Here is a 12,758-nt window from a genome sequence, read left to right as displayed (position 1 = left end):
TCCCCAAGCATCCCCCATATTGCCATGCGTAGCTATATATAGTGCTGCTGTTTCAGAATGATGGCTCGTCTTGATTGGTATTTATCAGGCGTGCTGCTTGCAAAGCTTCAGCAAAGCGTGTGCGTGTTGCTTGCCCCATTCGGCTCATGCCGCAGGCATCGCGCATACGCGTAATGGCTTCATCATCCGGGCAGTCAATCGCAATGGCGCGACAGGCAAGGTCCACAAGAGCGGGCAGGGGGACCTTGGCAGGGTCTACATTTTTTTCTGAAGCGCATGAAGCCAGAGGCAGGCGTGCAGAAACAGGAAGGCGCTCTGACCACAGGAATACGCCAACATTTTCTTCCGTGCGGCCAAGTGATGAGGGAACAGCGCGCTGAATACGCTCTCGGATGTCTCTGTTCACCCGTGTAAAGTCATGATCGCGCGAGAGTGTCTGGATCAGCACATCTTCACGTATCACGCCTGCTTCATCCACAATCTGATGAATCAGTTGTGTTAAAGTTGGAAGATAATCTTCCTGATTAAAGCGTGAGGGATCAATAACTGGTTTCTCAACCGTGGGTACAACACTCTCAGCGGGAGCCTTGGCGTAAAGGGGTTCCGCTGGTGGTGCAGGTATTGCCAACACTTCGGGGGCTGAGGTTTTTGGGGGTGGCTCTGCCTGTTGTGTAACCAAAGGAGGAGCTGAAGTTTCCTCTATTTCGGGGGCAATTTCATTCAGGCTTGCAGCAGCCATTGCAGCATCGTGTTCTGCCTGTTCAGCTCGTTTTTTGCGGGTTTCTTCCAAAAAGCCGTTCAAGGCACGGTCAATCCGTTCTACTTCACGCGGCGCATTGGTCCACCAGTCTGTAGACCAGATGCGCAGAATGTTCCAGCCAAGATTTTCCAGCACGACCTGCCGCAATCTATCCCGATCACGCGCAGTGGCGCTTCGGTGGTAAGTGGCTCCATCACATTCAATACCAGCCAGAAATGCGGTGGGAAGATCAGGATCAATCACGCCCAGATCAATACGGAAGCCGGATACACCCACTTGCGTTGTAACATTCCAGCCTTTGGTGCGCAGCATGGTTGCAACTTCAACTTCAAATACGCTGTCATAACCGCCTACGGAACCTTCATGTGCACCTGCCAGTGCTGCTGCACCGCGTTCAGCAAATAGCAGAAAACGGCGCAGATCACGCACACCTGCGGCACGTGTCCGCTCAATTGCAATCTGATCGCCACGGAGAGACCCGAACACAATCAACTGCTCTCTGGCGCGGGTGATGGCAACATTCAGGCGCCGTTCACCACCTTCTCGGTTGAGCGGCCCAAAATTCATGGAGATCTTGCCCGTAACATCCGGCCCATACGTCAGAGAGAACAGCATGACATCGCGCTCTTCACCCTGAATATTTTCCAGATTTTTTACAAGCAGAGGCTCTGGTGCCGCATCACCTGTAAATCTTTCAAGGCTGGGATCTTTGCGAACTTCTGCTTCCAGCAGATCCACAATAAGTTTTTGCTGTTCACCATTAAAGGTTACAATACCAACCGAACGTTCACGCCCATCACGCATGATCTTTACTGCTTCTGCAACGACCATACGTGCTTCTACGGGGTTGGTGTGGGACCCATTGCGCCCGGGTTCGTAAACACCTTTGGGCACAAAACGGAACGACACAGCCTGATCGGACGTAACAGGTGAGGGAAAGGTAACAAGGTTGCCGCTATAATATGTCTGGTTGGAAAAGGCGATCAGGCTTTCATGGCGGCTCCGATAATGCCATTCCAGACTAATGGCAGGAATACCTGCACCAAGACATTCGTCCAGAATGGAATCAAGGTCAGTCATTTCATCGGATGTTGCAACATCGTCAGCAGCTCTGCCTGCCACAAAAAAGTCTGTTGGCGGAAGCTGCTTGGGGTCTCCCACAACAATAACCTGTTTCCCCCGGCCAATAGCGCCAATGGCATCCCATGTTGCAATCTGGGAGGCTTCATCAAAAATCACCAGATCGAAAGGCTCTGCATCTGCTGGCAGATATTGGGCAACTGAAAGCGGGCTCATCATCAGGCATGGGGTTAATGTCCGCAGGGCGCTGGGCATTTTCTCTGCCAATTGGCGCACCGGAAGATGACGTGTCTTTTTTGCAATTTCGCGGGTTAATACTTTGTATTCGGGATCATGCTGCCGCGCAGCTTCCCCTGGAATTTTTCCTGCCAAGCGTGCGCGTATCAACCGTATGGCAAGGTTTTTGAGTTTTTCATCAAGTTCACGAAAACGCAGGATACGGCCTTCATGAGTTGCCGCCACAAAACCGCTTAACAATGCGGAATCACTTACGGCATGCATGGTCCACCAACGGGCGTAATTGGCTTCAAAAACAGAAAGAACATCTTCTGGCGTAACCAGACCGTGCTCAATTGCGGTCACCAGCGGTGTTAAGCCCAGTTGTGCCGCATGGTGGCAGGCACGTTGCCATGCACACCAGTCTCGCAATTCACGCGCAGAGTTTTTCCAGTTTTGTAGTTTTTCTTGGATTTCGCTGAGCCAGTCAGCAGCTTTAGGGCTTACCAAGGTGCTGATATCACTGGCACTGCACTCGGCAAGTGTTTTTAGAGTTGCTTCTAGTGATGAAAAGGCAGCCCGATACTGCGTTATTACAGTATGAACACTGCCGCCCGGTGCCAACAGATCTTGCCCTTCTGTCAGTAAGGTTTTGAGATGAGCACGAGCTGAGAGAAGGGCGGCAGTATCTGTCATACACCCGCCAAGCTGGCTTCTGGCGCGTTGGCCCCATTCAAAAACAAGATTTATCTGATCGAAATCTGTATCAAGCCCGCGCCATAGGGCACCAATATGTGCTTTGTGCGGTGCTTCCTCCAACTTGCTGGCTATAGTCTTGCGTTCCACCAGCTTTTCCAGATCGCTTTCGCAATCTTCTGGCATCGCTATGGCATGATCATTCAACCGCTTGCGGATGGCTTTTTGCCCCATGGAACGGGCTAATAGCCATTTATCTTTAGCTGTCTGCCATTCAGCAAGAATGTCAGACACAGGCAGTGTGCTAACGCTTTCTTTCCAACGTGTATTCAGGTCTTCAGTCAAGGCGCGGTGTTGGGCAACATGTTCTTTTTCAGCAAGCACCTGATTGCAAATGTCCTGGGCGGTATCTCCAAACGCCCAACCTGCTGCATGTGGCTGTAATAAATGTGCGCATAGCGCATCAATCTGGCCAAGGCGCACAAACGATAAATTATCTGCCCCCAACGCAAGCGCCTTGACCACATCATGTGCCGCGTTGCGGAGTTCTCCCAAGGCTGCCAGTGTTCCATTGACTGCATCCAGCAACCGAGCCTCCCATAGTGGAGACCATTCTGTTTGCTCAAGCCCGGCTAACTGGGGCGATACAACAATATCGCCAATACGGGCGTACAGTGTGGCTAGGTCTTCAGCGGCCTGCACGAGGTTGTCGTAATCTGTTTTTGAATGCGTATCAGCATTAAGCCACTCAAGAGGAACGCGTACGATCTTTTCTTCCTGCGCACGCAATGTCATGCCAATACCGCGGTAAGGCGTCCAGCCATTTCGGTATGGGGTGTGGAGCGCATGAACATAAGCATTCAGCTCAAGGCGCAATGCATCAAGTGCTTGTTTGGTGTGTGCGTATTCTTCTTGCTGAAAATCCTCCAACGCGGCTTGAGCAGATTGAAATTGCTGGAGCACACCCATTTTATTGGCTTTGGGCGAAAACAGATCCAGACAGAATTCAGCAATGCCCAGCTTTTCCAGCCGATTACGCACAACTTCCAGTGCAGTGCGTTTTTCGGCCACAAACAGCACGGTGCGGCCTTGCGCAAGGGTATTGGCAATAATGTTGCCAATGGTCTGGCTTTTACCTGTTCCGGGAGGGCCAATCAGCACAAAGTTTTCGCCCGCAGCCGCCCGCGCAACGGCTTTGAGTTGTGATGAATCCGCTTCCATCGGGCAAACCAGATCGGCTTCAGCCAATGCTGTATCAAGATCCTGAGAGGCATCAAACCCGACTGGGGGTGTTGCACCATCTTGTTCGGTTTCCTTGACACCATTTAACAGGCGGCTTGCAACATCATTGGTAGCGAGTTTGTCGCGCCGTTCAAGAAGGTCTTTCCACATTAAGAACTTTGAAAAACTTAATGTTGTCAGGCTAACGTGTTCACGAATTTCCCAGCCCGGAATATGGCGTAGATGAAGCCGGAACGCTTCGATAATTTTTGGCACATCCAGCCCCGAAGCATCTTCGGGAAGATTTTCATGCTCCAGTAGGGGGATGCGGATATCATAATCCGCTCGCAGCATTTCCAGCAGGGTTGTGTTTATGCGGGTTTCATCGCTATGCGCGCGCAGCGTAAAGGGAGATTTGATGCTGGCCCGTTCCAGAATAACCGGAACAAGAATGAGCGGCGCCAGATAAGGTTTGCTCTTGTCCTGCGGTGTCCAAGCCAAGGCTCCTATGGTCAGAAAGAGCACGTTTGTGCCACCTTCCTGTTCGGCGGCTCTGGCTTGACGATAAATCTCGATAAGGGCGTTCTGGAGGTTCTCTTTCTTGCACGGAACAACAATCTCACGCCGCGTAAGAGCCTCTATAGCATAGGCGCGTGCGGTATCCTCATGATGGCGTCCTTGATGCAGCGCCTTGTTGCGGGGGTCTGCTTCATCCATCAGGTCTGGTGCGGAAATAAAGCGCAAAGGTTTGGCGTTACCGCCAGCGCGCATGTCTGCCAGCATATCTTCCAGCGCTGCTGGCTCTGGGCAATCAATTTCAATCTGCTGACGGTCAGACTTTGGTAGATTAAGCAGGCGGTTGCGTGCCGACATATCAAGAAGGCGATTGCACCAGCGCTGAACACGATCGGCCGGGCGATCTGGTAGCTGTTCTTCCTCCCGTTCTTCCCGCAGGGTAGGAGCAGCTTCAAAAAGCGGCTGTTCGGAAGCATCTTCCGAGGTTTCATCAAGATTGGTATCTGTATGAGAACCCGGCGTGGAAAGTGGGCGAATGCGGCGAAGACGTGCGCGGTGCACATCAATAATTTCGCGGAATGCGTCCTCATCATCATCGCCGATATCACGCAGGTTGGCTTCTCCGCGCTCACAAGCCGTTGCAAAGCTGGGTTTGCGGGCAGCCGTTACCAGAGTTGTTTCGAAAACGCGCAGGTCATCAAGTTTCAGGCGGTTACGTATGCCCGGCAGGTCTTGAACAATAGATGCCCCCGCATCCTGCTGAGAAAGCCAGAACCCCGCAAAGGCATGCCCTTTGGTAAGCACAATCAAGGGGCGCAGGCCTATGGCCTCAAGACAGGCGGCAAATAAAACAGTGGTATCCAGACAGGTGGCAAGCCGTTCTTCATACACCTGAGAGGGGAGGCGAATGCGTTGCCCATGTTCCACAAACGATGCAGGAGGGTTGATATAGGTGATGTTTAACCCACAAATAGCACACCAAAGCGCCTGTGCCTGCGCCCATACTCTGGCTTTATCGCCCTGATACCCTTCCAGAGAAGGGGATTGCCCTGCCTGCCGTAAAATATCGGAAGCAGTGCGCAAAATACGGGCTATCGCAGGGTCATTCGGTAAAACAAATGCGGCAAGAATATCGGGAATACCACATAGGCCGCCCCACTCATTCCGTGCCAATACACGAACATCACGTGTGGTTCTGGTTAATTCCTGCTCTCCGGCACATGCGGTAACAGTTACTACGGCTTTGGATGCTTCAGTTTGGGCAGAGAGCAATGCCCCATCAAGCGTGATGTCACGGTCATTCAGCACACGCAGTTCTTGGGGCCGAACCTGCTGCAACATCCACGAACGCGGCGTAAGAAACGGGGGTTCGCTGCTGATGCTCACTTCAACAGTAGGATATTCGATATCGGTTTTGTTGTCGAAGGCAAGCTCTTCAAGAATGGGAACACTGTTTTCCCAAAGGCTTGCATTTACGGCTTCTTGCAGTGCGATTTGCAGTACAGGTGTTTCGGTAGGCTGGGGTTGATCGGTGTCTTCAGAAATCTGTTTATGCTCTGTATCCACCGAAAATTCCCCTTTATCTGCCATGTTCATGCGCTCAATAACACAACACTCTATCGTATTATGACAAAGTTATGCGTGTTTCATGAGAAAGAGGAGTGTCCGTAATTGGTAACAGATTTGCAAGTGATGGAAGAATGTTCCTTTACAAATTATCCCTAATCCTAAAACCAAAATAGCAGATATGTGCGTGTTAGAGCAGGCGACGCACAGCTTCTAACACATCATGACGCACACGTTCGCCAAGGGCAGAAGGCAGCAGATCAAAGGCATGCACTGCGTTTGCATAGACGATAAGTTCTGTTGGCACGGCCGCTTTCCATAGGCGATGCGCAAAAGTTATATCTTCATCACGAAACAGATCCAGTGCACCCGTAATAATGAATGTTGCTGGCAACCCAGAGAGATCGTGCATGAAGGCGGGTGATAAATAGCCAAACCGCGGATCATCAGCCGCCAAATTTCCACGCACGGCAGACCATGCGTGTTGGTTTTGGGCGCGTGTCCACACAAATTCTCCAGTTGTAGGATCATCAGAAGGTGCATCTGCGCCACCTGTGCGCAAATCAAGCATTGGGTAAATTAAAACTTGAGCATGTAATTTCACCTTGCCACGATCACGCGCCAGAAAGGCTGTGGCGGCAGCTAGGCAACCTCCACCACTATCGCCCATAACCATGATACGATCGGGATCAATCCCCATTTCTCCCGCACTGTTATGCAGCCATATAAGGGCAGCATAAACGTCTTCCAGGCCACCGGGGAAAGGCGCTTCCGGCGCAAGCCGATAATCAACCGAGACAATCATGGTGCCGGTTTCAGATGCCAGTCGGCCAAGCGTGCCGGCCTGCATGTCGGGCGTGCCCGCAATCATCCCGCCACCATGAACATAGAGAATAGCAGACGTTGTTCTTTTGGCTTTAGGTGGATGAAACAAGATGATACGAACATCAGGAGCGTCATCAGGGCCGGGAACCAACCGCTCCTCATATTGAACCGATCTGGAATTTAAAAGAGCTGTTGTTCCTTCCACCAGGTCGCGGCGGAATGCCATCAAATCATCCTGTTCAGGATCGAAGGCCGGAAATGAAGCCACCATGTTGCGCTGTTCGGCATCGACCAAACCGAGGGTAGTCATTGGGAGAACTCTCCATTTCTCTTAAGAACAACAGTCATCATAAAGGGCAGTTACTCAAGATCACAATGGCCCTACAATAATGTGAATTATCGAGATTTTTGGATAACGAAGGCCCCTCCAATAAAGCAGGCAGCACTCATGATGTGTTTGCCTTGAAGATGAGGCTTTAAGTGTCGTTTACCGCGTCTGCATGTAATACCGCCAGCCACCTGTTTCCGTAATATCGACACCACTACGGGCCACAGCTTCGCTACAGAGAAAGCCGCAAACCTCTTTCCCATTCTCTAACGTAATCCGACCGATGGACATGGGTTGTGGAACAGAAGCTACAAAGCGCCCAAAGCCTGCGGCATCAAGCTCGTAAACCTCCACTTCCAGTCCGTTACCCTTAAAGCCCCGTTCGCGCACAAGGCCCGGCTTGGGGGGCGTGGCATCGGGCAGGGCAAACAGGCGATAATCTGGGGCCGTGCGTGTGGTACTCCGTAAAACAGCATGTTCCTGCTCAAGCTGCCAGTGCAGGGGAAAGCCTTTGAGATGCGCTCCAACCACAGCCAGAAGCACACGATCATGGGCCGCAGTATCATCGGCTTTTTTTGATACGGGTTTATCCGTGCGTGTTGCTCCAATAGCTTCATTTAAAGCATCATGAAAACGCCCAGCCAATTTGGCCAAATCCTGATCGGTGAAGGCCGGGGCAATGAATGTTACCCCAAAAGGAAGGCCATCTGGCGCAAAACCGGCAGGCACAGCACAAGCTGCCATATCAAGCAGATTTACAAAATTGGTATAAGCTCCTAGCAAACTATTGGCTGCAATGGGTTGTTCAATAACCTCTTGCTTTGTGACAATACGTGGCGCCGTTGGCAGCAGCATGATGTCAAAGTCAGCCCACATGCGTTGTGCTATTTGCTGGAGGCTGTGTTGGCGATAAATGCCCTCAAACACATCTGTGGCTGTATATTTTTGGGCACCATAAATAATGGCGCCAACTGTTGAGTCCATATCCTGACGATGCGTGCTGTAAAAATCCTTTATCGCGGCTAATCTTTCCACCACAAAGGGGCCGTTATAGAGCAGGGCTGCGGTTTCCTTTAGGGGCGCAAAATCCAATTCAACGGGCGTACCGCCCATCTGTTCGAGCAGATGAATGGCATGGGCGTAGAGCGCAGCATTTGCAGCGTTACCATCAAAAAACCGATCTTCTTGTTTCAGCACCCCGAACCGAAAGGTAGTAAGGGGCAATGGCCGGGTATCTCGTGCACGCGAGTAGGGTGCGCGTGCATCTGGTGCAGCGGCAATCTGCTCAACATCCCACGCATCAGCCGTTGAACCTGCAAAAACTGAGATACAATCTAGAGATTCACAGGCATAAACAAGGCCATATGTGCTGAGCACACCTCGTGATGGTTTAAGCCCAACAATATTGTTAAATGCAGCCGGCACGCGGCCCGAACCCGCCGTATCTGTGCCAAGTGCGAACGATACCAACCCAGCGGAAACAGCAACAGCAGACCCAGAACTTGAACCGCCAGAAACATAGTCAGGGTTAAACACACAATGTGGTTGGCCATAAGGTGAGCGCATTCCAACAAGACCAGTTGCAAACTGGTCAAGGTTGGTTTTGCCAATAACAAGAGCGCCCGCAGCTTCCAAACGCTGTACAACCTCAGCGCTTTCTTGGGGCGTGTAGGCAAAGGCTGGGCATGCAGCGGTTGTAGGCAAACCTGCAACGTCAATATTATCTTTTACAGCAAACGGAATACCGTAAAGCGGAAGATCAGCGGCAGTTTGTTTTTCTAATTCAGCAGCGCGGGCCAAGAGCTTTTCTGTTGGAACCCGGCTGATCCATACAGCCGGATCTTGGGTGGTATAGGCATCAATACGTGCAATAACTTCATGCACCATGTTGGTAGGCGTAAGCGTTCCGGCGCGATAGGCGGAAAGCAGCGGGGTGATCTGCAACATATTGGGCAGGGTCATGTTTTTTTCCTGTTCTATCAGCGTTGGATGAGCATAAAAATCAGCTTGTGCGGATAACCATAATGCGTTCACCGCCCCGCACTTCACGCCCTTTGCGACAGAGAATTTCAGTCACAACACCGGTGGCTGGGGAGGAAATCTTCATTTCCGTTTTCATGGATTCAATAATGGCGACTGTATCGCCTACCTTAACGTGGTCTCCCACGTTTACAGGCAGTTGCCATACGTTGCCGGGTACGGGGCTATCCACCCCCATATGGCCTTCTGGTAGGATAGATTCATCCGCCTGATTATCATTCGTTTCTTCCTCGAATGTATCAAGGCCCTTCGCAATCCAGTCTTGCCGTTCAGCTTCAAAGGCGGCTTGTTGCCGGGCTTGGGCGGCGGCAATTTCTTCCTTATTGCTTTCAAGAAAAGCGCGATATTCCTTCAGGCTGAACTGTGTTTCCTCAATCTTGACGGAAAAACGGCCATACGGAAAAGCGGCACGAGCTTCCATCAGCTCATCATGTGAGACCGGATAGAAACGGATCTGGTCAAAAAATCTTAAAAGCCACGGCGTGCCTTCATGAAACACATCTGTTGTGCGCCATGTATTCCAAACCTGCGTGGTGCGGCCAAATAGCTGATAACCACCAGGGCCTTCCATGCCATAGATGCACATATAGCTTCCGCCAATGCCCACCACGTTATCTGGTGTCCATGTCCGGGCTGGGTTGTATTTGGTGGTCACAAGCCGATGGCGCGGATCAATAGGAGTGGCGACAGGAGCACCCAGATAAACATCGCCTAACCCCATAACAAGGTAAGAGGCGTTGAAGATGATGTTCTTTACAGACTCAATGGAAGGAAGGCCGTTAATACGCCGAATAAACTCAATGTTAGAAGGGCACCATGGCGCATTAGGCCGCACAAGCTCCTGATAACGCTGCATGGCCAAGCGTGCCTGCTCATCATCCCATGATACGGGCAGATGCACGATACGGCTTGGCACAACAATGTCATCATCGCCTGAAGGCAGAGCTTGCTCAATGCCATGCAGGGTTTCCAGCAAAGTGGAAAGAGAGATGACATCAGGGTTGTAATGCACCTGCAGGGAGCGAATACCGGGCGTAAGGTCTATAATACCTTTTATGGCTTCGGCTTTCAGACGTTCCAGCACGAGTTGCGCACGCAGCCGCAATGTAACGTCCAGTTCTGGCGGGCCGAATTCGAGCAGTAGATAGTTTTCACCCGCACGGCGGTACACAACTGGGATTTCGCCTTCCGAACGAAAGAGAATAGGGCTGTCACCCATAATGGGGGCTGGCAGAAAATCCACGTTCAACAGTTGGGGCTGCACGCGGCGGAAACGCACTTTGTCTCCGGGATGCAACTGCCCCATTTTCCACAATTCATCACGCACAAGCACGGCAGGGCACACAAAGCCGCCCAAACTAGGGCCGTCCGGCCCCAGCAGGATGGGCATATCCCCTGTAAAATCGATTGCGCCAATGGCATAGGCATTGTCATGAATGTTGGAAGGGTGCAGCCCAGCTTCACCGCCATCTGTGCGTGCCCAGCGTGGTTTAGGCCCAATTAGCCGAACACCAGTGCGTGCGCTATTGAAGTGCACCTCATATTCGCTGGAAAATAGCTCTGCAATATCTTCATCTCGGAAGAAATCTGGCGCGCCATGTGGGCCGTATAGCACGCCCAGTTCCCACGTGTGCGTTAGCTCGGGGCGATCTGCCTGTGCAATGGTGGTTGTGGGTTGCGCATCTGCCTGTGGGGCCGCAAGGCGTAAAACATCACCCGTACGCAATTGGCCTGTAGCATGGCCACCAAACTGCCCAAGCATGAATGTGGCGCAAGACCCCAGATAAAGCGGTGCATCAATACCACCCCGAATGGCAAGGTAAGTGCGATGGCCAGCCCCCTTAATTTGCCCCAAAGCTAAAACCTGACCGGCCTTGACTTCAACAGCTTCCCAGTAAGGGACCTCTTTGCCATCCAGTGTGGCAGGCATAAATGCCCCAGAAAGACCAATGGTGGCAGGAGCGTTAAAGCGAAGAACCGGGCCAGAAACGGTGAACTCCAAAGCCGCTACACCATCCGCATTGCCAACAATGCGATTAGCCAGCCGAAAGTTGCGATCATCCATAGGGCCGCTGGGGGGAACACCTACATCCCAGTATCCAATGCGTCCGGGCCAGTCCTGCACGGTAGATTGCAAACCCGGAGAGATGACTTCAATAGTCGTTGGCATATAGGCAAAGTTATTGAGAAGACCTGTAAATACACGCCCCTCAAGCACAGCAGGGGCAGATGTAATGGCACGTAGGTAATCCAGATTGCTTTCCAGCCCCCCTATGCGGGAGCGAGAAAGGGCCTCATGAAGTTTATGGAATGCATCCTCTCGCGTAGCCCCGTGCGCAATAACTTTTGCCAGCATTGGATCGTAGTAAGGGGTTACTTCGGTGCCGGTTTCTATCCATCCATCTACCCGCACGTTTGGTGCAAAACTTACCTCAGTAAGGCGGCCAGTTGAGGGACGGAAATTTTCGGCAGGATTTTCAGCATAAACACGCGCTTCCACTGCCACGCCTTGCGGAATAAGGCTGTCCTGCGGTGGTAAGATCAGACTGCCATCTGCTTGGCGTACCATCCATTCCACAAGGTCTATGCCAAATACCTCTTCGGTAACGCAGTGCTCAACCTGCAGCCGGGTATTTACTTCAAGAAAATAGAACTCGCCACTTTCGGTGTCGTAGATAAATTCCACCGTGCCAGCGGATTCATATGCAACGGCAGAACCTAATGCACGGGCTGCCTCACGCAGGCCTTGGCGGGTTGTATCTGACAGGCCGGGGGCCGGGGTTTCTTCAATAACCTTCTGGTTACGGCGCTGCAGGGAACAATCGCGCTCACCTAGCGTGAGAATATTGCCTTTTCCATCCCCAAAAATTTGCACTTCAACATGCCGGGCGCAGGCAATAAATTTTTCAAGAAAAACGCGTGCATCGCCAAAATTATTACCACCCATACGAGAGACCGCAGCAAAGCAATCTCGCAATTCTGTCTCGTTATGGCACACTTGCATGCCAATGCCGCCGCCACCGGCCGTACTTTTAAGCATGACGGGGTAACCAATACGCGCGGCTTCAATTGCGGCTTCATCGGCTGAGTTCAGGATATCAGAACCGGGCAGGAGGGGCACGTTGTTCTGTTTGGCCAGTTCACGCGCTGTGTGCTTAAGGCCGAACATACGCATATGTTCAGGGCGTGGCCCCATGAAGCGAATACCGCGTTCGGCCAGTTTTTCAGCAAATTCCGCACGTTCGCTAAGGAACCCATAGCCGGGATGAACAGCCTGTGCACCCGTGTTGGAACAGGCATCCAGAATAGCATCCATGTTCAGATAACTATCTGTTACTGCAGCCGGGCCAATCAGCACGGCTTCATCTGCTTCCAGAACAGGGGGCGTAAAGCGATCTGCTTCTGAGCACACCGCTACAGAAGCGATGTTCATGCGCTGGAGTGTGCGACTGACACGCCGGACAATTTCTCCACGATTGGCAATGAGAACCTTAGTGAACATAGCTAATC

4 protein-coding genes are annotated in these 12,758 nt (G+C 51.8%); all 4 read right to left on the bottom strand.

Translation table 11 applies throughout. The features are described 5' to 3' along the window. Nucleotides 1–52: 52 nt before the first annotated feature. A complete protein-coding gene (locus tag ACP7IZ_RS07020; RefSeq protein ID WP_426848449.1) occupies nt 53–6,079 on the bottom strand; it encodes a DUF4011 domain-containing protein in 6,027 nt (2,008 codons plus the stop codon). 166 nt (nt 6,080–6,245) lie between these two features. Continuing rightward, the gene (locus ACP7IZ_RS07015; RefSeq protein ID WP_426848448.1) at nt 6,246–7,190 is read right to left on the bottom strand and encodes an alpha/beta hydrolase; all 945 of its coding nucleotides are present in this window, start codon (nt 7,188–7,190) and stop codon (nt 6,246–6,248) included. A gap of 177 nt (nt 7,191–7,367) precedes the next feature. Next, the gene (gene atzF / locus ACP7IZ_RS07010) at nt 7,368–9,170 is read right to left on the bottom strand and encodes an allophanate hydrolase (protein WP_426848447.1); all 1,803 of its coding nucleotides are present in this window, start codon (nt 9,168–9,170) and stop codon (nt 7,368–7,370) included. Between the two features lie 40 nt (nt 9,171–9,210). Next, entirely contained in the window at nt 9,211–12,750 is a 3,540-nt protein-coding gene (locus tag ACP7IZ_RS07005; RefSeq protein WP_426848446.1) for a 5-oxoprolinase/urea amidolyase family protein, read from the bottom strand. Between the last annotated feature and the right edge of the window lie 8 nt (nt 12,751–12,758).

This window comes from Acetobacter sp. AAB5 (assembly GCF_050106715.1).
Classification (GTDB): domain Bacteria; phylum Pseudomonadota; class Alphaproteobacteria; order Acetobacterales; family Acetobacteraceae; genus Acetobacter; species Acetobacter oryzifermentans.
The sequence above is the reverse complement of the archived record's forward strand: the minus strand, read 5'-3'. Positions and strand labels throughout refer to the sequence as shown.

Excerpts from the sequence above, each read along its gene's own strand:
- atzF (WP_426848447.1), bottom strand. The coding sequence starts at position 9,170 with ATGACCCTGCCCAATATGTTGCAGATCACCCCGCTGCTTTCCGCCTAT.
- ACP7IZ_RS07020 (WP_426848449.1), bottom strand. The coding sequence starts at position 6,079 with ATGGCAGATAAAGGGGAATTTTCGGTGGATACAGAGCATAAACAGATT.
- ACP7IZ_RS07005 (WP_426848446.1), bottom strand. The coding sequence starts at position 12,750 with ATGTTCACTAAGGTTCTCATTGCCAATCGTGGAGAAATTGTCCGGCGT.
- ACP7IZ_RS07015 (WP_426848448.1), bottom strand. The coding sequence starts at position 7,190 with ATGACTACCCTCGGTTTGGTCGATGCCGAACAGCGCAACATGGTGGCT.